Source organism: Paenibacillus sp. P22 (assembly GCF_000469945.2).
Classification (GTDB): Bacteria; Bacillota; Bacilli; order Paenibacillales; family Paenibacillaceae; genus Paenibacillus_O; species Paenibacillus_O humicus.
Genome location: NZ_CBRA020000039.1, coordinates 13866 through 39449 on the forward strand (window position 1 = coordinate 13866; position 25584 = coordinate 39449).

Sequence of the window (25584 nt, forward strand, 5' to 3'; positions counted from 1 at the left end):
TCCTGCGTTAAATGAATGCCTGCAGCGTCGGGAAAATCGCCGCATCGAACCTCTCGTCACTCAATGTCGAAATCGAAATATTTCTTGGGAAACGGCTCCTTTTCGAGCGTATAATGCCACCATTCCTTGCTGTAGGGGTGGAAGCCGCGCTTCTCCATCGCTTTCTTGAGAACGGCCCGGTTAGCCGCTTGGACGGCTCCGATCTGCTTCGTAGCGTGGCTCGAGATTTCCCCGAAAAAATCGAAAGGACTGCCCATGTCGGTCGGCTTGCCTGTCTTCAGGCTGTAGGTCGTGAGATCGATCGTGCTGCCCCTGGAATGCCCCGAACGGGAGGATACGAAACCAAGCTTGAACACGTCGGCCTTGTCCACTTGTGGATAAAAGACGTCCTTCATGGCGGTATCGTCCCCATCCTTGGACCAGGACATGAACTGCTGGACAGCCTTGACCGGGCGGTAGGCATCGTAGACCAGCAGTCCGAGTCCTTTCACGGCAAGATCGTCGCTGACCGCCTTCAACGCTTGGGCCGCCTGCTCGGACAGGATGGCGTATGGCGCCTTATAGCCGTCCAGCCTTCTTCCCACGAAATTGTAGTCGGTGTAATAGCGGATATCGGATTTGAGCGTCGGGATGACTTCATCCAAGTAAACGAAGCCCTCCGGCAGCCGATGCTTTTTCTCTGCCACTGGCTTCACTCCTTGCTTGGCGGGCGCGGCCTTGCCGGCGGGGGAAGGCTGCGGGCTGACACTCGATGGCTGCGGCGCGCTCGAATCCACCGGAACAGAGGCAGTCGGGGCCGGGGTACGGGCAGCCGCTGCCGCCTCATGCCCGGCTTCGTCCGCTCCGTTCTTCAGCCCCGCGGGGCTGGCGCTGCCGGAGGAATCCACGGCATCGGCCGGGGCGGCGCAAGCCGTCAGCTGGATGGCCAGACATGCGGCCGGCAAGCATGCCAGCAGCTTCTTTCCTTTCGAATGCATGGAGCTCCTCCTCTGTCTTCTTTCCCGGTGCTTACGTCCGGCTGCGCTTTTTTTTGCCGAATTCGTATACACCGATTGTATACGACTCCGCCGAAAATGTAACGTCCCGATCAGGCGCGCAAGCTTGGTTCCCGTCAAGTCAAGCCCTATAATAGTGGAGAGGAAACGGACCAAGGAGAGATGCCTTATGCCTCATGATTGGGATAAACGGGTGGCGCTGCTGTGGGGCTCCGCAGACGCCTTGAGCAGAGAGGAACTCGTCGCCCGAATGGAACGGCTCGCTTCCGAGCTTCCCGAGGACAGTCCTGAAGCGGCCTTCGAACGCGCCGCCTCCCTGGAGCACGCCGGGCAGTCCGATCTTGCCGTGCCGCTGTACCGGCGCGCCCTATCGGGAGGATTGAAGGGAGAGCGCAGGAGGCTTGCCGTCATTCAGCTCGCAAGCCTGCTGCGCGGCATCGGCGCGCTGCCGGAGGCGATCGCCCTGCTCTCTACCGAGCAGCGGCGCGGGTCCGATCCTCTGGACGACGCCGTCCAGGCTTTCCTGGCCCTATGCCTGGCCGATGCCGGCGAAGAGCGCCAGGCGGCGTCGATCGCGCTCGCCGCGCTCGCCGGCCATCTGCCCCGGTATCGGCACAAGATAGAATCCTCCGCCAAGGATCTGCTTAAGGGCTGATCCGTATCTACGAAAAATTGAAAGGGGAAATGAACCCTGAATCCATCCGTCCACCATGCAGCTCCCGCCCCGGAAGAATACATCCGTCTCCGAAAGGCCGCAGGATTGAGCGCCAAAAGTCCGGAAGGAGCTGCGATCGGACTTCGGAACTCGATCTACTGCGTATCTCTCCGGCATGAAGACCGGCTGATCGGAATGGGCCGGATCATCGGCGACGGCGGCTGTTTCTATCAGATCGTCGACATCGCGGTAGAGCCCTCTTATCAAGGGAAAGGACTCGGCAAGCTCGTGATGGCTCATTTGACGGAGTATCTGGACAACCATGCGCCGAAGGGCTCCTACGTAAGCCTCATTGCCGATGTGCCCGCTGACCGCTTGTACAAGCAATACGGCTTTGCCTATACGGAGCCCGCTTCCGTCGGCATGTACAGGAAGTACTCCCTGTAATGCGAAGGCTCGTTCCCAGCCTGCCGCTTCAGGCTGGGAGCAGAACCGATTGATCAGGGATGCATACACTAGGATAAATGGCCTAGGGAGGGACAGAAATGAACCAGCTTGCCCAGATCGATGATGCTAAATACACCCTGATCGGCAGATTGTTTACACTGGGAGGATCCGTTTTTTTCTTTATCGGATCTTTGATTGTCGCCATTCTGGCGTACAAATCGTACCAGGACCTTCTCCAGCCCCAAGCCTGAACAAAGACGCCCCCGAATAATGCTCATGCGGGCTTGATCCCGTGCTGCCGAAGTCCTCTCCTACCTTTGAGGGCTTTTATTGCTTTAGGGGCCTTGGCCGGATGTTCCCTTCTCCCTGCAAGCTCTTAGAAGAGAAGCAGCCCCTCTAACCAGGCCGATTAGAGGGGCTGCCGCTTCGCTTCATGGACGGGACAAGCGCTTGACCGCTACAGTCGCCGAGCTTCGTTCATCGAGCCCTATTTCCGAGGAAATATTGAAATCCCTCCGATTTGGGACCCGCTTCTCTTATCGGGATAAATAGGCTTCAAGCAAACCTTCCACTTCCGTTTTTTCCAAAGGGCCATAAATAAAATGCTTCTTCCCGTCTTGATCGACCAGTATCGTCGTCGGAATGGACTTAAGCTTGAAGTACTCCTCTGCCTCGCCTTTTTCATCAAAATAAACCGGCGTTTTCATCTTCATTTTCAGCTGGAAGTTGACCGCTTCATAGACCGTATCCTGCCGGGTTGCATGGACGGCATAGAAATCGACTTCCTTTTTGTATGTCTGGAACAGCTTGTCCAGGACAGGAATCTCCTTTTGGCAAGGAACGCACCAGGAAGCCCATATGTTGATCAGCTTTACTTTTCCGTCCGATAGATTCAGGTTATGCTCGCCTCCCGCCCTATCTTTCAGCAGGATCTCATCCGCAGCCTCTTCGGAGGAACTGGAAGCATCGTATACGGCATAAATAGCCAACACAAGGACAGCTGCCAGCAAGCCTCCCTGAATCATGCGCTGCCGCTTCCCTCGGCCTCCGTCTGCGCTACTTCTTGAGAATGAGCTCAGCCGCATACTCGTCTCCGCCAACCTTTTTGATTTCCTTCAGCACAAAAACGGTATTCATCAGCTTGATTTCATCACCGGGCTGGTAGTGCTTGTTCCGCTCGTCTTCAACGAGCACGAGGGAATCGATAGCAGCAGTGGTTTTGTTTTCTTCGTACGTCCACTTGACCTTCCCGTTCTCCGATACGCCCGGCAGCGGAACCAAGATACGGGCAGGGAGCGTCGATTGCCATGGGTTCAAGCGCCATAATGCCGCGGCAGCGAGCAGGAGCACAACTGCCCCTGCCATGCCTAACTTCCACTTTGATTTCAAGTTCCATCCTCCTGTGCCAAAAAAGGTGACCGCCGCTGGAATTCCGTTCCCCCTTTAGCGGTACCGTCATCATTCGATTCAAACCTTATTTCCCCTCTTTTTCCTTATAACTTACAGCTGGCGGAACGTCTGCATCCATGGCTTTAATAGAACCGCTGCTGACTGCCGGGACAACTCCGGAAAAGCTTACTTTCTTTCCTTCATAATCATAGGTTCCTTCAAAAACATATACGGGCTGCAAATAAGGCTGCTGATCCAATCTGGCCGGATCTTCGTAATAAGCCAGCTCCACCTTATCGAGAACGACGTTTTTTGCGTCCTCCGAGATATTGTGGACACCTTTGGACGTCTGCAGGTCTTGAGCGGCCTCCCGGACTGATTTCAGGCCGTAGCTCGTAAAGGCCTCCACTTCCTTGTGATATTTTCTCGCCGATACGATTTGCCCGTTATCTCCAACCTCTACCATGATCCGTGAAACACCGAGAACTGGCAATTGATCGATCTTTTGGTAGAAATGAACTGTTTTCGTCGATACATAGTCTCCTGCTTCCGTTTCGGAATTGACATCTCCAGGAACGATCGTATTGGCCGTCACTCCCGCAGGCTCGAAAGTTTCAGGCAGCCATCCGAACTTCTCGAGAAATTCCTCTGCAGATGCAACGGCTTCCTCATCGCTCGGTATGTTCTTCGCCACTTCGGATGGATAAGTCTTATCCTGGTAGTACATCTTTCCAGTATCTTTTTCTATTTCCACTAATACCGTTTCATTTTCGAATGAATACGAATTCAGTTGAGCATTCTGTTTGGGAGCCGCTTTCTCGAAGCTTGGATCGAATTGAGCTGCTTTTTTTCTGGCGTCTTCAAGGGTAATATTGAACTTCTTGAATTTATACACCTGCTGTTTTTCCGGGAGCTCGGAACTGTCCATGGATTCAAGCGACAGCTTGAAGTCGTTCGCCACGCTCTGCCCCATCCCCGGAATGAACAATTCGGGCAGCTTTTCTTCGCTCTTGCCTTCAACGGACAACGAATATCCTGCAAAAGCGAGAACGCCAAGCGCGGTTGCCGAAATGATGAGCTTTTTCATCGATGGTTTTCCCTCCTTAAGGATTTATAGTAATTTCTTTTGTCCAAGTGGTAAACGAACTTGCATTGCTGCCGTTGAAGGAAAGGCCTGCGCCCGTAGAGCTGTCCCATTTGTCTCCCCCGAGGGAAGTAGGGCCTACAACTCTTGCGATAACCTTTCCAGTCGGATTTGTTTCGCCGTACTTGAGAGCCGGCTGATAGTAAGCCGCCGCATCGAAGAAGGAGTCCTTGAGAGTCCATCCAGCGCCGATCCTGGCCGCATACCTGCCCCCTTCGCGAGAGTCGAGGTACATAATGCTCGCAAAACCCATCATGAGCCGCATTCCTTTGAACATATTCAGAATCTTGGTATCGTTGGCCGTCGAACCCAGATTCCGCAGGAAGTTGCATTGGTACATCGTTGCCCACCTCAATCCGTTGCTCCCCCATCTGATTTCGTCCCACTGCGCGTTTGCCGCATCATCAGAGTGGCTTGAGTGAAATTGGGTGGAGGAATTCAAGGTATAGAAATGCGAGGCTGCTCCCTTTCCATTGCCGATGGCATTCGCATCCAGTCCATGTCCCGCAAAAGCGAAAAATTGCTTGGAGTCTGCAAAGGAACCCGTCAAATCGCTGGACCAGGATTGATTATCCCTATAAACGGTGCCTGTGTCGGCAAGATTGTTGCCTACCATGCCATCATGCAAGGCTTGCACATATTCTCCTCCGGCACGATCGCCGTACGCGCAGCTGCCCGTTCTCTGATAGGCGCTTTGTCCGCTGTACCCATGCGTCCATTTCGCATCGGCAACTCCGGTCGCCCAAGATGATCCCATCGATACAGCCAGCAGAGCCGGGATGACTATCTTCTTTTTCACAATTGCACCTCTCATTTCTTTTATTTGGAATTTAAAGCAATTTTATCCTATCAATCTTTTTTGTTCATGGAAATAGTAAAAAATTACTAATTTCTATTTAGGAGAAAAAAATCATTTCACATTAATATTATTTCTGTATAAATATCTTTTTTATAAATTAAATGATGCTGTCACTTCATCTCTGGCCATAGCGGATTCATCCTGTACGACAAATCAAAAAGCTGTCCCCCTGCCTTTCGGCAAGGAGACAGCTTTTTTAAGACAAGAATAACGAATCAGTATTCCATCAGCATGGATACGTTCTGCCAGCCTGCGCCGACCGTCCAGAACACCAGATAGTCGCCGCGCTTGATCTTGCCGTCCCGCAGAGCGTCATGCAGGGCAAGGAACGGGCTGTTGCTGGCGGTGTAGCCGTATTTGTCCCCGACATAAGCGACCTTGGAGCCGTCGATGCCGAGCCGCTCCGAGACGAGCTTCACGTTGCCGACCGAGAATTGGGAGAACAGATAAGCGCCAACCTCCACGTCCCGGATTCCGTTGCTTTCCATCAGCTCGCGCAGGGAATCGACCGCGGAATCGACGCATACGGAGTCGTCGAACGGAGTGAATCGGACCTGGGCTTCGGCAGCGTCCCCGCGATACAGGTTCGAGAGGCCATTGGCAGGGAACAGGGAATTGTCGATGACCGCCGTGTCCGTCTGATAGAGCGAATCGATGAAGCCGCCGCTTCCTTCCTGGGATTCGAGAATGACGGCAGCCGCGGAATCGGCGAAGTTGGAATGGTACACCGGCTCCTGAGGGCTGTGGACGGAGAAGTGATCCGCTCCGACGACGAGCGCCCGCTTGATGCGGGGATTGCTCAGCATCGTGCGGCTCGCCTGCTCGACCGCCACCAGCATGCCTGCGCAGTTCGCGTTGATGTCGTAGCACATCGTCTGCTTGCTGCCGCCAAGTCCGCTATGGAGCTTGAGAGCGTTGCTCGGAAGCAGATACTCCGGCGTCTGGGAGGAGAAGATGATGAGATCGAGGTCCTCGGCAGCCAACCCGGCGGCGGCAAGCGCCTTGCGGGATGCCTCCAGCGCCATCGTGTACGTATTTTCTTCCGGGCTGTCGATGACAAACCGCTTTTCGCGGCCAAGCGCCTTCAGCAAGCCCGACACTTCGACGCCGGACTGGCGGAAGCGCTCGATATAGTACTCATTGTCCACTTCGTGGGAAGGATGGTAGATTTCCAGGCTGCGGATTCGGACGGCTGTCATTGGCTTTGCCTCCTCTGGATCGGATTTAGACTTCGGTGATTTCGCAGTTTTCCAGGCCTACTCCGCGAGCGACGCGTCCGAGCTGCATTTTGAGCACCGGATTTTTGGCAAGCAGGAGAGAAACCTTTTTGAAGCCGTCTTCCTTGTACAGCGCAAAGCAGCCTTCTAGAATCGGCAGCGAGCTTGGAGCCGAGACATTGAGCAGCGTGCAGTCGATGCGGATTTCGTACTCGGACGTATCGATCGTCGCGATGGTGGCCTTGTACGCCTCCACGGATTTCATGCCGTCCTCCGGAGAGAACGTTCCTTCTACCTGCGCGTTGAAAATCTTGTTCGTTTTATCCAGATCAATATTGAAGCTACCCATTTCGGTATCCTTCTTTCTTGGCGAGTTTAGTTGAATTCAGTTGACGACGAGCGCTTTGAGCCGGTCCAGAATCGGAGCAGGCTCGGTTCCATCGGTAATGACCTCGATGAGGCACGGACCGTCCAGGTTTTCGAGGAAGGATGGAATCGACGCCATCTCCTCGATGCTGCCGACCGACATGGACCGTACCCCGGCGGCTTCCATCATGGCCGCGATGGAGATGCGCTCCTGCTTGTAATCCGGGATGGAGCGGCTGAAGAGGAACTGCTGGCCCCTCTCCACATAAGACAGCATCGCGTTGTTGATGATGAAGTAAACGACGGGAATCCGATATTCCTTGGCGGTCAGAATATCCATCCCGTTCATGAAGAAGCACCCATCCCCTGCGATGACGGCGACCGGCCGGGACGGATCGGCGAGGGCCAGTCCGGGCGCTCCGGAGATTGCCGAGCCCATCGCTCCGTAATCGAGGTTGATTTCGAAGTCTCCCCCGTCCGGGACATGGATGTACTTCAGCGCGAAGTTGGTGAACTCCCCGATATCGCATACATAGCGGGTATCCGACGGCATGGTGCGCTTCAGGTTTTCCAGGAACAGCCGCAGAGACATGCCGGTATGGTTGAGCTCGTAAGGCGCGTTGACGGGCTCCTCCCGAATGTACCGGATGGATGCGGCCGGAACAGCCTCCAGAAGATAAGGAAGAACCTCCTTCAGATCGCCGCATACGGCTGCGTCCGTATGGAACACCTTGCCGAGCTCGGAAGGATCGCGGTCCACATGGACGACCTTCCGTCCGGCGACAAGCACGTCGTTGAAGTTGCAGGTCGAGGCTTCCCCGAGGCTGCTGCCCAGCACAAGCACGCAGTCGGGTTCGGCGGAATTCACATACCGGCTGGCTGCCTCCGTGCTGGAGAACCCGTAGTTGCCCAGATTCAAAGGAAAATCTCCCGAAACGATTCCCTTGCCGGCCGGCGTCGTAATTACGGGCCACTGCAGCTTCTCGCTGAGCTGCCTGATGCCGTCGCCGAAGCCGCGCCCGCCGCGGCCGACCATGATCAGCCCCTTGCTTGCGGAGCGGATCAGCTCAGCCGCATGCTCCAGCGAGGCAGGGTCCGGCAGAGGAGCTGAGAACTCGGCTGCAGCCGGCGCTTCGGGAATAGGAACGTCCAGATCCAAGCGCTGGATGTCGATAGGAATGCACAGGTACACCGGACCGCAAGGAGGAGTCAGAGCGATCCGCACCGCCTTGTCCAGCTCCTCCAGCACATCCTGCTCGCGCAGCACCGTCGCGCTGTACTTGGTGACACCCTTCACCATCTGTTCTCCATCGAGCTCCTGGATGGCTCCTTTGCCCATCTGCCAGCGGTTGATGCCGCCAGCGATGACCAGCATCGGGGCTTTGGCCCGCTTCGCGTCCGCAATGCCGTTCATCATGTTGCTGACGCCTACAGCTCCCGCTCCGGCGCATACGGACAGCCTTCCCGAAGTGCTGGAATAACGGGCCGCCGTATAGGCCGATCCCGCCTCGTTCTTCGCGATGACGGGCTTGATGCCCACGTCGATGAGCGAATCATAGATCGGTCCGATGATGCCGGCCGGAATTCCAAACAGATACTCGACTCCTGCAGACTTCAAATAACGCAGCATGGCTTCTGCGAGTTTCATCGAATCCACTCTCCGATTCTATAAATCTTCTCTGTAAAAAGCGGCTAGCCGTTTCCATTGGCGGCTTGCGCCGGAGCAGGCTCATGCAGGCCTCCGATGGAGGCCGCGATCGCCGGACCGGCGGCCCCTTGCTCTTCCATGAAAGGAACGGCCTTCTTCGGCAAGTGTTGAATGCTGCCCATTTTCATCCGTTTGCTTCAGGATCAGCCGCATGGCGGGATGCTTCTTCCTGGATGGCCAGCACCTGCTGCCTCAGCAGACGTGCCGAATCGAGCGACTGCGACATGGCGTCCAGCTGCTCCTCCGCGGACATGGAGATTTCCTTGGAACCGGCCAGCGCCACTTCCGTGCTCTCCGACGTTCCGCGGACGGAGGTCAAAATTTCTTCCGTGCTTGCGTTGATCTGCTGCGTGACGCTGGATATTTCCTGAACCTTTTCGGATACGCTTCCCGTCAGGCCGACGATCTCATGGAAAGCCTGTCCGGCCGAGTTCACGCTGCTCACCCCGGACTGCAGCTCCGCGTTGAAACGGGTCATCGCTTCGGAGGAACGCCGGAAATAGCTTCGAATATCCGCAGCCGTCTTGGCGATATCCCGGGCCGAAGAGGAGGACTGCTCGGCCAGCTGGCGAATCTCGCTGGCAACGACCGAAAAGCCCCTGCCGAATTCGCCCGCATGGGCAGCCTCGATCGCCGCGTTCAGGGAAAGCAGATTGATCTGGCTGGAAATCTGGCTCACGACATGGGCGATCTTCTCGATCTCCTCGTTCAAGCCGCTCATTCCCGACAATGCTTCCGAGGAAGCCGCCGCATGCTCGGAGACGACATTCATCTGGGATACCGCATTGTCGATGACTGCGGCTCCCTGGTCGGCGGTCTCCGCTACGACAGCCGTCTCCTCTGCAAGCGACATCGAGGAGTTCGCGATATGCTCCATCCCCTTCGTGACTTCCTCCAGCATGGCCATATTGTTTCTGGATTCCACTGCGATGGACTCGTTGCCGAGCGAGATCTGCTCGATGGAAGCCGTTATTCCTTCCACCAGGTCTTTGCAGAACTCATTGTCCCGGACGAGCGAACCGGAAGCGGCAGCCGCTTCCTTGGCCAAGGACAGGATGCGCTCCGTGCTCTGGGACTGCTCCTGTTCCTGCAGCGCAGAAGTCGCAGCCTCGGCCTCGCCTGCTGCCGGCTCCAGGCCGAAGCGGCGGCGAATCTTCGGCGAGAGCGCCGTCAATGCAGCCGCTCCCGCAAGAACCAGGACAAAGGTCAGCATTCCGCCCCATGCGGCGCTGCGGCCGCTTGCGCCCGCAAGCGACAGCACGGCGAAATGGACGATACCCGATGCCGCTCCGATCAGTGCGGCCGACCCGGCAAACGCAAGCGCCAGAGGCCTTCCGGCCGTAAACGGATTGTTCATGATCATGCCCGCTTTCTTTACTGACTATGGTTGCCTGTTTGCTCCCCGCCTGAATGCTAGGTTGCTTGTTGAGCTTTCGTTGATGACGATGCTCCTTTCCGCTCCCGGCGGATCGACTGCAAACATTACACATATCGGAATATAACGATGCATTCTTTAACTTCATGGCAAATTTGAACGATTTTTGTCGAAATCCGCTTTTTTTCCATGCCGCCGCCCCGAATTTCTCATGCGGAGCCGAACCAAAAAAAACCGGCCGGAAGGGCCGGTTCGGAACTAAGATCCATGGTGCCGAGCTTAGCCGAGAAAATGCTTGATAAAAAAGTCCAGCTGATATTCCATGCTCAGAGGATCGTTGAAATAAAACGCTTTTGCGTCCGCTTCAAAGACATGCTGATTTTGGACAGCGGGAATGTTCTTGTACGTTTCCGTCGTCTGGAACGAATTGTCTTCATCGGCGTTTTTGCTGAAAATGACATAGTCGCCGACATAATCGCTCAAGACTTCATTCGATACGGCGAAGTAGCCGTCCCTGCTCGTCGCTTCCTTGACCTTCTCCGGCATATGCAGGCCGAATTGCTGATAGAGGATTTCGGTTCCGCGGCCAAAGTTGTCTCCATAGACATAGAGCTGCTTGTTGAACGTCTCGATGACCGAGACCGTCGCATCGGCGCCGATCTTCGCCTTGATCTCTTCTCCGGCTTTCTTCGTACGGGCATCGAAGTCGTCTACCCAGGCTTGGGCTTCCTTTTCTTTGTTCAGCAGCTTGCCGATTTCCAGCTGCTGCTGCTTGAAGTCTACCTTTCCGTACGTATAGGTGACCGTAGGGGCGATTTCCTTGAATTTATGGATGTTTTTAATATCGGAGAGCCCGATGATGAGATCCGGGTTCAGCTCCACAATCTTTTCAAGGCTTTCTTCGTCTACAGCTTCCACCCCGTCCAGCTTGCCGGCGAAATTCGGGTTGTCCATGGACATCTGGTCCACGCCGACCAGCGGTACGCCGAGAATCATGACGTTGCCCGTCAGGAACCGGGTAAGCACGACGACGCGCTGCGGATGAGTCGGAACCTCGACAGGTCCGCTCTCGGATTGATAAGTAAAGGTTGCCGCTTCCGATGCGGGCGGCGCTGCGGGAGCCGGGGAGCTTCCGGCGTCGGCATCGTTGGCTTGATTGCCGCCGCAGGCGCTCAGCAGAACAACAAAGGCAAGGACAAATAGAACGGAAAGCTTTTTCATGACATGACTCTCTCCCTTTAGATGCGATCTCTACACAGCCAAGTAATGATTATGAAAATCATTCTCATTTACATGAGTTATTATAGAGATGCATTGGTTTTCGAGCCATGCCTTTTTGTTGGGAAATGGGCTTGGACTATTGATTGCCGGCAACGAAAACAGCTTGGACTATTGATTGCCCGTAAAAAGCGCCTCCGCCCGCCGAAGCTGCAATCGAATCGATACCGGATTGTACGGCACCCAGTCATCCTTCTCCAGAAAGTGAACGCGATTGCGGCGTACAGCGGGAAGCTCCTCCCAATAGGAAGAGCCCAGCACCGCTTCGGAATGCGCCGTCGACCCTTTGACATCCGGAAACACGATGACCATAATCCGGTCGCCCGCATAGTCCGCAAGCTGCGAAATCTCAATAGGGATGGAATGGAATTGTTCCCCGAGGCGATTCATCTCCTGCTTGATCTTGGCTGGCGGCTGCAGACCAAGCGAGCTGTAGAGGACATATCCGACATTGCGGGCTCCGTATACGAGCAGTTTATCCGGCTTGACCACCACTATCGTGATCGTCTCGCCAGCCGCTCCGCTATGCTGTATCCGTGCACGGGCTGCCTGTTCCTCCTCCTCGAATTCAGCCAGCCATCGCTCCGCCTGCTCGGCTCGCCTGACTACCTGGGCGATAAGACGGAGATGCTCCTTCCACCCGACCCCCATCCATGGAATCTCCGCAATCGGGGCGGCGACACGCAGCTGGGCGGCATGCAGCCCATGCTCGTCCAGATGGCGGCTGTCGGCAATGATCAGCTCGATGTCATGGGCGAGCAAAGCCGACCTCACCTGCTCGACGGAGCTGTCGGCATGAATGAACAGCATCGCTTGCGGCTGCTGAACCCCTTCCGCGTTCACGTATTCGCTGTTGTCGGATATGAGGACGGCCGGCTCCAGCCCGAGGAGCAGCAGGTGGCTGGCGTATGGAGTCAGCATGACGGCTGCTCGCCGCAAAGGCATCCGATTGTAGGCAGAGGGCGGCATTCCCGTCTGCTGCTTGAACCGCCGGCTGAAATAGAACTCGTCCTTGTAGCCGACCCTGAGCGCGATCTCTCTCAGCGTGCCCGAGCCGCTCAGGAGCAGCTCCTTGGCCCGATGAACGCGAAGGCGCGACAAGTATTCATTGAAGGAGAAGCCGGTCAGCTGCTTGAACAGAATGGAATAATGGGACGAGCTCACTCCGGCGATTTCGGCCAAGGCGTCTCGCGTCATCCTGCCGCTGTATTGATTCTCCAAATAAGCCAGGCTTCGTTCCATGGACGGCTGCAGGCTTGCCGCCTCCCTGGAATGCTGCCGCTCGAGCAGCATGAGAACGAGCTGGTGGAAGACGATCTGATTGCGGACATGGCGGGCTTCGCTTTCCGGAGAACGATGGACGTACAGCTCCTCTACAAGGGCAGCCATCTCCGGCTCGCAGGGAAAGAAGCGAACCTCTGAATTGGAGGCGATATCGCTTTTGCGCATCATTCCCTCTGCAAGCTGCTTCGGCTCCATGGAGCCGATGGAGAGGGTATAGGCATGGAGCGGCTGCAGACGGTCCGCAATCAGAGCGGCCTCGCTGCATGGTGGAAGCAGAATGATGCTCCCTTCCGCAATTTCGCCGCTGCGATCGCCGGCCTTGAAGATGCCTTTGCCGCCGGCGATGGCGACCAATGCGGTAGAGCTCTGCCCGATCGGCAGATTCGCGCTGCCATAGAGCGATTGGATGCTGTCGAATGTATAGAACGGAAAAAGGGACTCCACCCATTCCGGGACCACAACTTTATCCACCCCAATGCCTCCATAAGAAAAAAGTGTAAACAAGCCCATCTCTTGCTTCTACTATGCCCGCTTGGACGACCGATGTGCAGACGGACGGAGAAGCGGAATCCTGCCGGCTCGGAGCCTACCTTGGAAAAGCATGCGCTATAATGTCCATTGTACCTAACCGATATAAGGAAGGAGAAGATGAAGCTGCCGAATCGGCGGGGCTGTCATCGCCTGTCTTGTTCGTTTTCCTGAGCTCGCTCTCTCTTCGAGGACATGCCTGATGATTGAAACTGCGGTGCTGCAGGTCCATCGTATCCCTTACGACAGCATACGCCAAGAAAGGAACGTAATCCTACCGATGTCTTATTCGCTTCGATCCATTTTCGCCGTCTTGCTCGCCGCCGTAATCATTCTGCTGACCGGAGCGCTGAGCTGGTCGATCGGCAGCAAAACAACCGTTGAAATCGAATCCCAGATCGGCCAGTCCCTATCGGAAACATCCTATCAGATGGCGGATAAACTGGATTCCTTCATGTGGTCACGCTCGGGTGAGCTCGATGTGCTGAGCAAGCTGGAAGCGTTGCAGCATCCCGGCTCCCCGGAGCAAATCCGAGCTTTGCTGGATCAATTGAAATTAAGCCTGCCTTCATTTACCTGGGTAGGCTATCTGGACCCGAAGGGAACGGTCATCGCATCCACCGACGGGATTTTGACGGGCAGCAACATCGCTCAGCGTCCTGTTTTTCAGGAAGGGATAAAAGGGAAGTTCATCGGAGACGTCCATGAGGCGGTCCTGCTGGGCAAGCTTCTTCCCAATCCGACCGGAGAGCCGATGCAGTTTGTCGACATCAGCCTGCCGATCTACGACAAGGCCTTGAACGTTCAAGGGGTGCTGGCGGCTCATCTCAGCTGGGCCTGGGCCCGCGAGATCGAAGCCTCTATTTTGCATCCCTTGCAAGAACATAAAGAAAAAGTAGATATTCTGGTTGTCAGCCGAAACAACGATACGGTTCTCATCGGCCCCTCCTCCATGGTGGGCAAGCCGCTGGTGCTGAACAGCTTGTCGGAAGCTCAAGCCGGCAAGAACGGCTATTCGAAGGAACGCTGGAGCGACGGCAAAACCTATTTGACGGGGTACGCGCTTGGAGACGGGCATCAGAACTACAAGGGACTTGGATGGACCGTCATCATCAGGCAGCCGATCGACATCGCCTACGCTCCCGTAGATGATATCCGGCATTTCATTATTGGGATCGGGGTATTGACCGCCCTCGTGTTCGCGATAGCGGGGTGGTTCACCGCCGGCATGGCCGCTCGCCCGTTGAAACGGATTACGGTTGCCGCCGAGCGCTTGCTCCGGGGCGAGCATTCGGCGATTCCGATCCATAAAGGCATCCGCGACATTGAAATTCTGTCGAAAACCCTCCATCACCTGGTCACGGACCTGACGAAGACCGAGCTTGCGCTCGATGAGATGGAAAATCAGGCTCATCAGGACAAGCTTACGGGACTTCCCAACCGCCGCGCGCTGGATTCGTATCTGGACCACGCGGTCGCCGCTGCCCGCAGCGGCAAGGTTCTGACCTTTCTCTACATGGATTTGGACGGCTTCAAGCTGGTCAACGACCAGTACGGCCATCAAGTCGGCGATCTGCTCCTGCAGCAGACAGCGGCTAGAATCCGTTCCTGCATACGTGCTGGAGAGCTTGCGGTCCGCCTGGGAGGCGACGAGTTCCTGGCCGTGTTCTACACCTCCGCAAACGATTCCGAAGCCGGCGGCACCGCGCTGGCGCACCGGATTATCCAGGCCATCAATGAACCCTTGCTGATTGATGGCCATTCCATTGAAATCGGCTGCAGCGTAGGCGCAGCCCGATGGCCGGATGACGACCCGGATCCGATCTCGGTCATCCGCAAAGCCGACGAGGCTCTGTATCGCTCGAAGCGCGAAGGAAAGAACAGAGTGACCTTCGCAGGCAAGGAAGGCTAGCCTTTTGAAAACGGAGAGAAGCCGCATACCGATCCGGTATGCGGCTTCTCTCTATTTCCGTCCTGCGGCCGAGCTCCGTGATGAACAGCTGAAGGAGCACGATCATGCAGCCTGCTATTCATCTTGTTATTCGGCCATTAACCTCTTAATTGCCGAACAGTACATCTTTGTCTCTTCCCGAAACCGTTATGGTTTTATCAGAGGAGCTCGGAACGAGCTTGAATTGATTCTCGTTTACTTTTACGGCGATAGCGGCTACGGATGCCGCGTTCAGCTGATTATTCAGATCACTGACCAAGGCAGCCATGTCGGCATAATTCCAATCCAGCATAATCGTTGCCGTTGCTGCGCCGTCGCCGATGGTGAACGTACGGTTTTTGGAGCTGTCCTCGTCCGTCCCGGTGTAATGATTGTTTTGGAAGAAGAAGGACCAATCATTTCCGCCCAATGTAATCGAAGCGGAAGATCCGGTTTTGAAGGTAGTGATGAAGAAGGTGTCTTCAAACCCCATCCCGCCTAAGGTCCGGTTACCAAGGTCGATTCCATGCGCATTGCAGTAGTCCTGGATAAAGCTGTCTACCGCCGAGCCTACCACCTGTCCTGTAGTGAATCCGTTCAACGGAATGTTCCAGGTCAGGTCAACCGGAATGGTGATCTTCCCGTCGCTTATCGTGAAATGCTTCGGGTTCGCTTGGAAATTTGTTGACGTTATCGTTTTGCTTTCTCCCCTGGCTTGAGCAGCATAAACGGTAGAGAAATCAAAAGTGGTCAACACTTTGCTTGTAAGGGTCTCGAGGCCAGCAATAACCGCCTCTGCTTCCGTCAAGCGCGTGATATCTCCTACAATCGCCTTCTGGGTTGCGGTCAGAGCTTCATAGGCCGTTCGTGCTTGAGCTGCTGCTGCTTTGTCGGCCAGAGTGACAGCCTCTTTTGCCGGCAAGGCGGCAATTTGCGCTTTCACCACATTGGCCGCTGCCTGGTCTGCTGCTGCCTGCGCTTCCAGCGCCGCGATAGCCGCCTCCGCTTCCGTCAAGCGCGTGATAGCTCCTGCAAGCGCCTTCTGGGTTGCGGTCAGAGCTTCATAGGCCGTGCGTGCTTGAACTGCTGCTGCTTTGTCGCCCAGAGTGACAGCCTCTTTTGCCGGCAAGGCGGCGATTTGCGCTTTCACCGCATTGGCCGCTGCCTGGTCTGCTGCTGCTTGCGCTTCCAGCGCCGCAATAGCCGCCTCCGCTTCCGTCAAGCGCGTGATAGCTCCTACAAGCGCCTTCTGGGTTGCGGTCAGAGCTTCATAGGCCGTGCGTGCTGCAACTGCTGCTGCTTTGTCGCCCAGAGTGACAGCCTCTTTTGCCGGCAAGGCGGCGATTTGCGCTTTCACCGCATTGGCCGCTGCCTGGTCTGCTGCTGCTTGCGCTTCCAGCGCCGCGATAGCCGCCTCCGCTTCCGTCAAGCGGTTGATGTCTCCTACAAGCGCCTTCTGGGTTGCGGTCAGAGCTTCATAGGCCGTTCGTGCTTGAGCTGCAGCCGCTTTGTTCGCCAGAGTGACAGCCTCTTTTGCCGGCAAAGCGGCGATTTGGGCTTTCACAGAATCCGCAGCTGCCTGATCTGCTGCTGCCTGTGTTTCCAGCGCCGCAATAGCCGACTCCGCTTCCGTCAAGCGCGTGATAGCTCCTACAAGCGCCTTTTGGGTTGCGGTCAGAGCTTCATAGGCCGTTCGTGCTTGAGATGCTGCTGCTTTGTTCGCCAGAGTGACAGCCTCTTTTGCCGGCAAGGCGGCAATTTGCGCTTTCACCACATTGGCCGCTGCCTGGTCTGCTGCTGCTTGCGCTTCCAGCACCGTAATAGCCGACTCCGCTTCCGTCAAGCGCGTGATGTCTCCTACTAGCGCCTTCTGGGCTGCGGTCAGAGCTTCATAGGCCGTTCGCGCTTGAGCTGCTGCCGCTTTGTTCGCCAGAGTGACAGCCTCTTTTGCCGGCAAGGCGGCGATTTGCGCTTTCACCACATTGGCCGCTGCCTGGTCTGCTGCTGCTTGCGCTTCCAGCGCCGCGATAGCCGCCTCCGCTTCCGTCAGGCGCGTGATAGCTCCTACAAGCGCCTTTTGGTTTGCGGTCAGAGCTTCATAGGCCGTACGCGCTCGACTTGCAGCTGCTTTGTCGGCCAGAGTGATCCCCTCTTTTGATGGCAAGGCGGCGATCTGGGCTTTCACCAGATCGGCTGCTGCCTGGTCTGCTGCTGCTTGCGCTTCCAGCGCCGCAATAGCCGCCTCTGCATCCGTCAAGCGGGCGATATCTCCTACAAGTATCTTCTGAGTTGCAGTCAGAGCTTCATAGGCCGTTCGTGCTTGAGCTGCAGCTGCTTTGTCGGCCAGAGTGATGGCCTCTTTTGCCGGCAAGGCGGCGATTTGGGCTTTCACCAGATCGGCCGCTGCCTGGTCGGCTGGATCTGGTGTTGGCGTTGGCGTTGGTGTTGGTGTTGGTGTTGGTGTTGGCGTTGGTGTTGGTGTTGTTGGTGCCGGTGTTGGTGTCGATGTCGGTGTCGGTGTTGGTGTCGGCGTTGGTGTCGGTGTTGGCGTTGGTGTCGGTGTCGGTGTTGGTGTTGGTATCGGCGTTGGTGTCGCAGATGGCTTTGGCTGTTCTTCCAGGCGGGTCAGCAACTTGGAAGTGACCAGGGCTGCATCCTGGCGGCTTGCTTCATTGACCGGCCTGAACGTGCCGTCGGGATTTCCCGCGATGAGGCCGAGTTCAACTGCAGCGCCAACCGCGTCTTTTGCCCAGCTGGAAATGGAAGCCGCATCAGAGAAAGGTAAATGCTGGCCTTTTCCGCTGCTGTCGACACCCAGCGCATTAATAAATGTAACTGCCATCTGCTCACGGGTGAGGCTCAGGCTGGCGCCAAAGGCCCCATTGCCCATGCCTTTAAACAAACCTGCCTTTACCGCTGCTTCTACAGCGGCAAAAGCATAATTGCCGTTCGGGACGTCTTTGAAGGTAGCCTTTGATGGGGGACTGCCAAGATCCAGCTTGAGAGCTTTTGCCAGTATAATGGCAAAGTCCTGCCGCTTTATCGTGCCGGACGGGTCGAATTTGCCGTCGCCGATACCGTTGATGATCCCCATTTCGGCAAGCTTATTAATGGCGTCTTTGGCATAGCTGCCTGTAATATCGGTCAAAGATTCTTGTGCGGAAGCGTGGGGTACCAGAACGCTGAGCAACGCGGCCGTCGACAGGATAGACAATGATTTGGCTTTAAAACTCATTTTTATCTTGATCTCCTCAAATGGTTATTTCCCAGAAAATAAGGTTTCGCAGCAGATGAATATAGCACACTTAAACTATTGTATTTATCGGTAAATCTTTAAGCAAGATAAATGATTTTGATCGAAAAGGCGTGCAGATATCCCTTTTTATCACGGAGATGACACCCGCCGGAAGGCAGCTATCGGAATTTCTCCGCAACAAAGGCACTTTTTTTTGCAGCTATGCCGTTCAACAGCGGGCATCCACACCGTCTCATGAAGCGGAGGATTCGCTTCTCCCGTGTCTTACCGGCTGTAAACTGTACATGCTCGAAGGGAGTAGAACAACAAAAAAACCGGCCTCTGAGGCCGGTTATATCGTGTTGATTTCGGTATTCCGCTCTCTTTCGTTCACAAGAACCTGTGCTCTGGCATCAATCCGGAAGCCCGGATCAATCTATCGACCCCAACGAGTTATTGTCCTCGCCGAATTTTTCCGAATTGATGAAGGCTTGCTCCGGCTACGACCGCGCCGACAATGCCTGCCGCCAGCTTGACTCCCAGCTTCAGCGAAGATCCGTCGGCATCCATCGTGGCGGCCAGCAGGCACAGCATGGAGGAGAAGAATAGAAGATAGCCCAATTGGCTGCTCTTCTCGCTTCTTTTTTGTCCGTTCGTATTTGCCATGCTCTTCATTCCCCTCCCGTGTCCGATCCCTGAAGCTAGATTTTATAAGCCTTCATCGCCTTGCGCAGCTCCTTGATGCTCGGACGCTTGCCGTAGAGCAGGACGCCGGTACGGTAGATCTTGGCGGACAGCCAGCCGAACACGTAGATGCTGACCAGCATGATGCCGAGCGAGACGAGCACCTCCCATGTCGCCACATGGCCTACGCCTACTCTCAGAACCATGACATACGGCGAGAAGAACGGGATGAACGAAGTCACCTTGACCAGCATGCTGTCGGGATTCGCCAGATTGAAGATGCCCAGATAGAACCCGGCGAGAGACACGAACGTCAGCGGCATGACCGCCTGGCCGAGATCCTCGGTACGGCTGACCAGGGAGCCGACGGCCGCGTACAGCGTTGCGAACAGGAAATAGCCGGTCAGGTAGAACAGGAGAGCGAAGAGGAGAAGGTCCGGACTGACGTCGCTGAGATGGATATCCAGATTGCCGAGCGCCTCCCTGTTGGTCGGGATCTGGATGTTGATGAGGACTGCCGCCACATAGATCGCGATCTGGAGCAGGCCGACCAGGAACATGCCGAAGATTTTGCCGAACATGCTGTTCAGCGGAGACACGCTCGTAATCAGCACCTCCATGATGCGGGAGCTCTTCTCGGTCGTCACTTCGCTCGCGATGACCTGGCCCGTCGCCATGATCGACATGAAGAGCAGGAACAGGACCGCATAGACCATGCCCATGTTGACGCCCTGCTGGGAAGCCGTGCGGCCGGCATCCTCGGCGGTTCCATCCGCCGATATCTGCAGCGCCTTCACGTCGACCGGCGCATACAGCAGCGTCTTCTGCTCAGCCGTAAGGCCGGCGGCATTCGCCTTGACGATCTGCAGCGCGGTTTTCAATTCATCGACCGCGGAATTGTCGAGCATCTTCTCGGATTTGAAAAGAGCGGAGTAGAAGCCGGTCTCCTTGCTCGGCTCCAGCAGCATGTAGCCGCTGATCTTCCCGTCGGTCAACGCTTTCTTGAGAGCGGCCTCCGCCGAAGCCGCATTCGCTCCTCCATCGATCTTCTCCAGCTTGAGCTTCCGCTGGCCTGCCGGCTGGGAGTCGAAATATTCCTTGACCCAATCGCCGACGAGAGTCGGGGTCACGCTGCTTTGCGCCAGGTCGCTCTGCATGGAGGCGTACCCGATCGTCTTCGGGCTGTCCGAGCCCCCGGATTTGAACAGCGAGATGATGTAGGGAAGATTGATGGCCAGCGATAGAATAAGGACCAGGATGAGCGTCGTGATAAGGAAGGCTTTGCCTTTGACCTTGTTGCGGAACGTAAAGCCGGTGACCGTCCAGAACTCATTCATGTTTTTCACCTACCGTTTTTATAAAGATTTCGTTCAAAGTCGGTTCCATGATCTCAAAGCGGGTGACGTCGCTCTGCTGCATCGCATGACGCAATACCGCGCGCCCGGAAGCCTCGTCCGCGATACGCAGCTCGTAGGCATGCTCATGCCGCTTGACGCCGAGAACGCCTGGCAGCTCCTCCAGTCCGGAGACCTCTCCGTCCGCTGCCAGCATGACTCTCTCCTTCGGAAAACGGTTCTTGATCTCCTTGAGGCTGCCCTTGAGCACCTCGTTCGATCGATGCAAAATCGTAATGTTGCGGCAAAGCTCCTCGACATGCTCCATCCGATGCGTCGAGAACAGAATCGATGCTCCCTGATCGCGGAGCTCCTTGACGGTCGACTTCAGCAGCTCCACGTTGACCGGATCGAGTCCGCTGAACGCTTCGTCCAGAATCATCAGCTTCGGCCTATGGATGATCGTCGCGATGAACTGGATCTTCTGCTGGTTGCCCTTGGACAGCTCTTCCACGCGCTTGTCATAATACTCCGGCACTCCGAAGCGTTCCAGCCACGTCTTGAGGCTTTTGTCGGCGTCCGCCGCCGACATTCCCTTCAGCCGGGCAAGGTAGACCAGCTGCTCGCTGACCTTGACCTTCGGATAGAGGCCTCGCTCCTCCGGCAGGTAGCCGATGTCCCTGAGCTGCTGCTTCGTGTACGGCTTGCCGTTGTACAGAATCCGGCCCTCGTCGGGAAAGATCAGCCCGAGCACCATCCGCATCGTCGTCGTTTTGCCCGCGCCGTTGGCGCCGAGCAAGCCGTAGATTTCTCCGCGGTCCACCTCCAGGCTGATGCCGTTGACGGCGGTTTTGTCTGCATATTGCTTGACGACTCGTTCCACAATGAGCGGTTTCACTTCTTGTTTCCCCCTGTTCGTCTTGAAATGCTGTCCAGACGTTTGCCTTTTTCGGCATCGCCTGCAATCTAGGCTTCGCTTTGCGGGTTGATTTCCTGTTGCTCATGCTTGGATCCGATTTGTGTTCCTTATCGCTTAACGCTTCTGCCGGATCAGGTCATCCAGAATATCGTCCAGCTCCAGCGCTTTCTGGCCGCTGATGAGATATCCTTGCTGGCGGCACCACTGCTCCGCTTCCCAAGCTCTGGAGGTGACCACGCGGCAGGTGCCTCCTCCCGCCTCCTCGACCCGTACGATTCCGGGCATCGCAGCGGCGGCGCTGGCGACGTCGCCCGGCGAAGCGCCTTCTGGGGAGGATAGGTAAAAGGTATGCCAGGATCCCAGCAATTCATCCTTCTCGTACATGCCGATGATCCGGCCCGAATCCATGATGGCGATATAATCGGCCAGCCGCTTCACCTCGTCGATGATATGCGTAGCCATGACGATCGTCCGGCTGCCTCCGTCCATGTACCGGTGGAGCTCGTCGACCATCGTGCGCCAGGCCAGCGGATCCAGGCCCGATGAAGGCTCGTCGAGCAGCAGCAGCTCCGGACCGTGCGCCATGGCGAGAGCCAATTCGTATTTCCGGCGCATGCCTTTGGACATTTTCCCCAGGCGCAGCGAAGGATCCACCTCGAATTGCCTCAGCATTCTCTCGAATTCGTTGCGATCCCATCCGGGATACCATTGACGGACGAAGTCCGCCTTGGCCGTGCCGCGCAGCCTGCCGTCGAGCTTGTCGTCTTCTTCCGGGACGTAGCCGATCCTGCGCTTGAGCTCCGTATCGTCCGTTCCTTTGCCGACCGCTTCGCCCAGCATCGTGATCTCCCCTGCATCGGGGCGAGCCTGATCAAGCAGCAGTCGGAAGGTGGAGCTTTTGCCGCAGCCGTTGGGACCGACAATCGCGGTCACATAGCCTGCCGGAAGCTCCAGATCCAGGGGACCGAGCCGGAACCGGCTGCGGTTCAGCAGCACGCCCGAGAAGCTTGCGGCCGGTACGCTTCCAACGACGTCCGGCTGTGTTCCTCTATCCGCTGTCACCTTCGCATTTCGAACAGCTGTACTCACCCGGTTTCCCTCCGATCGGTTCGTCATGTCATCTTCCTCCGCTTCAGCTCTTCGCGCAGCATGCTCTCCAGCTCGGCACGGCCGAGGCCTGCGCTTGCTCCGGCGTCCACCGCAGCCGAGACGGCCGCCTCTACCGCCTCCAGCCGCTGCCTGGCGCCGGCTTCGACATCGACCTTGGCGACGAAGGTGCCTGTTCCCTGCTTCGTACGGAGCAAGCCCTCCGCCTCCAAATCCTGATACACCCTGCGGATCGTGATGAGGCTGCATTGCAGATTCTGGGCAAGCTCGCGGTTGGAGGGCAGCAGCGTATTCTCCTCCAGCTGGCCGCTCATGATCAGCGACCTGAGCTGGGATTCAATCTGGTGGTACAGCGGCTCGGCGCTATGCTCGTTGATATGAATGGGTAGCCGCACGGCTGCACCCCCCTAAATAGAAAACGTTCAAGCCGGGTTTACCCCAGCAGGTTGCGGCGGCTGAGCCGCCTGGCCATCGGCCCGATGATACCCGCGAAAAACACCGCTGCTGCTGCAAGCATGATTGCTGCCAAGGTCCAGTCGCCCGCCTGCACAGCCTTCAGCTGATGGATAACCAGCGCATATCGGTTGAAAGCCAGGAAAATCGCGACGCCTAGTATCAGAAACATGATGATGATGCAGGACCAGAAGTAGGCTTTCCCTGTAAACCCGAGCTCCAGAAAAGCATAAAAGCAGCCGATCGCGATGCCGTAGCCGAACCATTGCAGGCTGAAGTTCAAAAATTGCAGCGGAGTCAGGAAATCGTGATAAACAAGGACATATTGCGTTCCGAAATAAATCAGCAGCGAAGGTGCGAGGATGGTAACCATCGTCAGGATGCGTCCGACGGCGATCTGGCGGTAGCTGATCGGCAGCAGTCTGAATCGGGCCAATTTGCGTGCGACCTTGGCTTGCTTCCAGTTGCCGATGGTCGTCATGTTCATGAAAAATCCCAGGACCGGTATGATGGCCAGCATGATGAAGTCGATCGCCCATGAGCTCGAATCGACAAGCTCGAGATCACGGAGCTGCGTGATCAATGGCGTTGTCGTCACGATGAAGTAGAACAGCATCGCGATGTTGAACAACCACCCGTACCCGATCGACATCCAATCGTATTTGACTAGCAGCTTGGCGCCTTGCCAGGTGCTCAAGAGCGTTCCTCCCCCCACACAGTGTATATACTGTGTATATCTTTATATACACTATACACACTGATTCCAGTTTTAGTCAATACCTAATTTTGGAACAGGTCTCATTTCCCCGACTCGTTCCAAAATTGGTCCCATTTCGCTTTGCTGTCGTCCAGCCACATACAAAACCATCAGGATGACAAACTAACCTTTATCTAAACCTATAGGGAGGAATAGGATTTGAATCAGCCAACATTAGGGGCGTTCCTGTTCAGCTGCCTGAGCCGAGCCGGGATATCCAACGTATTCGGGGTTCCAGGCGATTATAATTTCAGCATTCTGGACGAGCTTGGCCGCCATCCCGAGCTGAGCTTCATCGGCTGCAGGAACGAGCTGAACGCCGGTTATGCCGCCGATGCTTTCGCCCGCTTGAAGGGCATATCCGCCCTGCTCACCACCTTCGGGGTCGGCGAGCTCAGCGCCTGCAACGCCATCGCCGGCTCGAACAGCGAATCCGTTCCGGTGGTGCACATCGTCGGCGCTCCGCCTTCTATGGACCAGCCCGCTCATAAACTCATGCATCATTCCCTGATGGATGGGAATTTCGATACGTTCCGGAAGGTCTATGAATCCTTGACCGCCTATGCTGCGGCTATTACCCTTGAAAACGCCTCTTATGAAATTCCTAAAGCACTGCACATGGCCCAGACTCAAAAAAAGCCCGTTTATTTGACCCTTCCAAACGACCTGATAACCAAGCCGATTCATGCGCATGCAGAATCTTGGCCCGCACCGGCAACAACGGCTTCCTCCCTCGCAGAGGCGGCGGCCCATGCGGGCCGGCTGCTGAAGGGGAGCAGCCGTACGGTGCTGTTGACCGATGTGAAGGTGCTGCGATACGGCTTGGAGAATGCCGTCCGGCTTCTGGCGGAAAAGCTCCATCTTCCCGCAGCATCGATGGTGTACGGCAAAGGCTCGTTCGACGAGACCCATCCCAATTATATCGGCATGTACTCCGCGGGTTGCGGCGAGGAATCCGTCCGCCAAGCCGTAGAGAATGCGGATTGCGTCATTGCTGTCGGTCTCGTCTGGGCCGACACCAACACGGCCAGCTTCACGGCCAAGCTGGACTTTGCGAAGACGATTCAAATCAACCCGGACAACGTCCGGATCGGAGAGGCCTTGTATGCCGGCATCCAAGCCCCGGATATGATGGATGCTCTCATGCAGCTCCAGATCGTACAGGCCGCTCCCGTTCCCGCTGCGGCCTTTCCCTATGATCTTCCGCAGGGACAGCCGGATGATGACCTGGCGGCAGCCAACTACTATCCGCTGTTCCAGCAATTCATCCAGGAAGGAGATGTCGTCGTCGTGGAGACCGGCACCTTGTTCGACGGGATGTCCCAGTTGAAGCTGCCCCGAAACGTCACCTACGTGGCCCAGGGGGGATGGCAAGCCATCGGCTATGCCACTCCGGCGGCCTTCGGAGCCTGCATCGCCGCGCCGGACCGGAGGGTGCTGCTGTTCACGGGCGATGGCTCCATCCATCTGACGGCGCAGGAGATAAGCTCCATGCTGGAGCATCAGTGCAAGCCGATCCTGTTCATTCTGAACAACGGCCTGTATGTTGTGGAGAATTATTTGAATGTCGATGCGGTCAATCCCGGCTATAATGTCATTCCCAAATGGGACTTCTCCAAGCTGCCGGAAGCATTCGGCGGAGACGCCTTCACCGCGACCGCCAGAACCGTCGCCGAGCTCCGAGATGCCATGCGGCAGGCAGCAGCGGAATGCCGTTCCAGGCTGTGCATGATCGAGCTCATACCCGGCAATCCCATGGATGCTCCGCCTTTCCTTGTGAAAACCAGAGCCATTCTCGAAGCGCAAAAAAAGAACCGTTGATCAAGAAAAAAAACCAGATCGTCCGGAAAGCTCTGGACAGTCTGGTTTTTTTGCAGGCATGAAAGCGGGATCGTTGCCCGCCGCCTCGATTTATTCGGC

23 protein-coding genes are annotated in these 25584 nt (G+C 56.2%); 5 read left to right on the forward strand and 18 right to left on the reverse strand.

The window, feature by feature from the left end; genetic code table 11:
• Positions 1-56: 56 nt before the first annotated feature.
• Positions 57-977, reverse strand: coding sequence for a M15 family metallopeptidase (locus tag BN871_RS07770; protein WP_083436311.1), 921 nt, complete (start codon positions 975-977; stop codon positions 57-59).
• 187 nt (positions 978-1164) lie between these two features.
• Here BN871_RS07770 and BN871_RS07775 point away from each other — a divergent pair, with 187 nt between their 5' ends.
• The 3 genes from BN871_RS07775 (at position 1165) to BN871_RS28280 (ending at position 2348) form a co-directional block, all read left to right on the forward strand.
• On the forward strand, positions 1165-1650 hold the full coding sequence (locus BN871_RS07775; protein WP_048745260.1) for a tetratricopeptide repeat protein: 486 nt from the start codon (positions 1165-1167) through the stop codon (positions 1648-1650).
• 36 nt (positions 1651-1686) lie between these two features.
• Positions 1687-2097 (forward strand): GNAT family N-acetyltransferase, encoded by a 411-nt coding sequence (locus BN871_RS07780; RefSeq protein WP_021880132.1) that lies wholly within the window; start codon positions 1687-1689, stop codon positions 2095-2097.
• Between the two features lie 98 nt (positions 2098-2195).
• A complete protein-coding gene (locus tag BN871_RS28280; protein ID WP_021880133.1) occupies positions 2196-2348 on the forward strand; it encodes a hypothetical protein in 153 nt (50 codons plus the stop codon).
• A gap of 285 nt (positions 2349-2633) precedes the next feature.
• Here BN871_RS28280 and BN871_RS07785 read toward each other — a convergent pair whose 3' ends face one another.
• From BN871_RS07785 to BN871_RS07830, 10 genes are all read right to left on the reverse strand, one after another.
• Positions 2634-3122 carry a TlpA disulfide reductase family protein gene (locus BN871_RS07785; protein WP_048745261.1) on the reverse strand — a complete coding sequence of 163 codons (489 nt, stop codon included), beginning with the start codon at positions 3120-3122 and terminating at the stop codon, positions 2634-2636.
• A gap of 31 nt (positions 3123-3153) precedes the next feature.
• Positions 3154-3486, reverse strand: a complete 333-nt coding sequence (locus BN871_RS07790; protein WP_048745262.1) for a hypothetical protein — start codon at positions 3484-3486, stop codon at positions 3154-3156.
• Between the two features lie 85 nt (positions 3487-3571).
• The gene (locus BN871_RS07795) at positions 3572-4573 is read right to left on the reverse strand and encodes a hypothetical protein (protein WP_048745263.1); all 1002 of its coding nucleotides are present in this window, start codon (positions 4571-4573) and stop codon (positions 3572-3574) included.
• Positions 4574-4589: 16 nt separating this feature from the next.
• Entirely contained in the window at positions 4590-5429 is an 840-nt protein-coding gene (locus BN871_RS07800) for a DUF6345 domain-containing protein (protein ID WP_127510289.1), read from the reverse strand.
• 275 nt (positions 5430-5704) lie between these two features.
• Positions 5705-6688 carry a 3-oxoacyl-[acyl-carrier-protein] synthase III C-terminal domain-containing protein gene (locus tag BN871_RS07805; RefSeq protein ID WP_021880137.1) on the reverse strand — a complete coding sequence of 328 codons (984 nt, stop codon included), beginning with the start codon at positions 6686-6688 and terminating at the stop codon, positions 5705-5707.
• Between the two features lie 25 nt (positions 6689-6713).
• Positions 6714-7055, reverse strand: a complete 342-nt coding sequence (locus tag BN871_RS07810; RefSeq protein WP_048745265.1) for a hypothetical protein — start codon at positions 7053-7055, stop codon at positions 6714-6716.
• Between the two features lie 36 nt (positions 7056-7091).
• A complete protein-coding gene (locus tag BN871_RS07815; protein ID WP_048745266.1) occupies positions 7092-8720 on the reverse strand; it encodes a thiamine pyrophosphate-binding protein in 1629 nt (542 codons plus the stop codon).
• Positions 8721-8904: 184 nt separating this feature from the next.
• Entirely contained in the window at positions 8905-10137 is a 1233-nt protein-coding gene (locus tag BN871_RS07820; RefSeq protein WP_198158023.1) for a methyl-accepting chemotaxis protein, read from the reverse strand.
• A gap of 297 nt (positions 10138-10434) precedes the next feature.
• Entirely contained in the window at positions 10435-11376 is a 942-nt protein-coding gene (locus BN871_RS07825; RefSeq protein WP_021880143.1) for an iron-hydroxamate ABC transporter substrate-binding protein, read from the reverse strand.
• A 168-nt stretch (positions 11377-11544) separates the two neighbouring features.
• Positions 11545-13188 carry an AraC family transcriptional regulator gene (locus BN871_RS07830; RefSeq protein WP_232312901.1) on the reverse strand — a complete coding sequence of 548 codons (1644 nt, stop codon included), beginning with the start codon at positions 13186-13188 and terminating at the stop codon, positions 11545-11547.
• Positions 13189-13525: 337 nt separating this feature from the next.
• Between BN871_RS07830 and BN871_RS07835 the strand changes: the two genes are divergently transcribed.
• Positions 13526-15157, forward strand: coding sequence for a sensor domain-containing diguanylate cyclase (locus tag BN871_RS07835; RefSeq protein ID WP_048745267.1), 1632 nt, complete (start codon positions 13526-13528; stop codon positions 15155-15157).
• Between the two features lie 145 nt (positions 15158-15302).
• On the opposite strand, the gene BN871_RS07840 is transcribed toward BN871_RS07835, so the two are convergent.
• From BN871_RS07840 to BN871_RS07870, 7 genes are all read right to left on the reverse strand, one after another.
• The gene (locus BN871_RS07840; RefSeq protein ID WP_048745268.1) at positions 15303-18410 is read right to left on the reverse strand and encodes an S-layer homology domain-containing protein; all 3108 of its coding nucleotides are present in this window, start codon (positions 18408-18410) and stop codon (positions 15303-15305) included.
• A 453-nt stretch (positions 18411-18863) separates the two neighbouring features.
• On the reverse strand, positions 18864-19076 hold the full coding sequence (locus tag BN871_RS07845; RefSeq protein ID WP_021878475.1) for a hypothetical protein: 213 nt from the start codon (positions 19074-19076) through the stop codon (positions 18864-18866).
• Positions 19077-19111: 35 nt separating this feature from the next.
• Positions 19112-20431, reverse strand: a complete 1320-nt coding sequence (locus tag BN871_RS07850) for an ABC transporter permease (protein WP_048745270.1) — start codon at positions 20429-20431, stop codon at positions 19112-19114.
• On the reverse strand, positions 20424-21326 hold the full coding sequence (locus BN871_RS07855; RefSeq protein ID WP_021878473.1) for an ABC transporter ATP-binding protein: 903 nt from the start codon (positions 21324-21326) through the stop codon (positions 20424-20426). The genes BN871_RS07850 and BN871_RS07855 overlap by 8 nt, the downstream gene beginning before the upstream one ends.
• Positions 21327-21461: 135 nt before the next feature.
• Positions 21462-22463: an ABC transporter ATP-binding protein gene (locus tag BN871_RS07860; protein ID WP_083436313.1), complete on the reverse strand. Its 1002-nt coding sequence runs from the start codon at positions 22461-22463 to the stop codon at positions 21462-21464.
• A complete protein-coding gene (locus BN871_RS07865) occupies positions 22460-22849 on the reverse strand; it encodes a GntR family transcriptional regulator (RefSeq protein ID WP_021878471.1) in 390 nt (129 codons plus the stop codon). Before BN871_RS07865 ends, BN871_RS07860 begins: the two co-directional genes overlap by 4 nt.
• Positions 22850-22887: 38 nt before the next feature.
• The gene (locus BN871_RS07870) at positions 22888-23604 is read right to left on the reverse strand and encodes a hypothetical protein (RefSeq protein ID WP_021878470.1); all 717 of its coding nucleotides are present in this window, start codon (positions 23602-23604) and stop codon (positions 22888-22890) included.
• 219 nt (positions 23605-23823) lie between these two features.
• Between BN871_RS07870 and BN871_RS07875 the strand changes: the two genes are divergently transcribed.
• Positions 23824-25485 (forward strand): alpha-keto acid decarboxylase family protein, encoded by a 1662-nt coding sequence (locus BN871_RS07875; RefSeq protein ID WP_021878469.1) that lies wholly within the window; start codon positions 23824-23826, stop codon positions 25483-25485.
• Positions 25486-25584 lie beyond the last annotated feature (99 nt).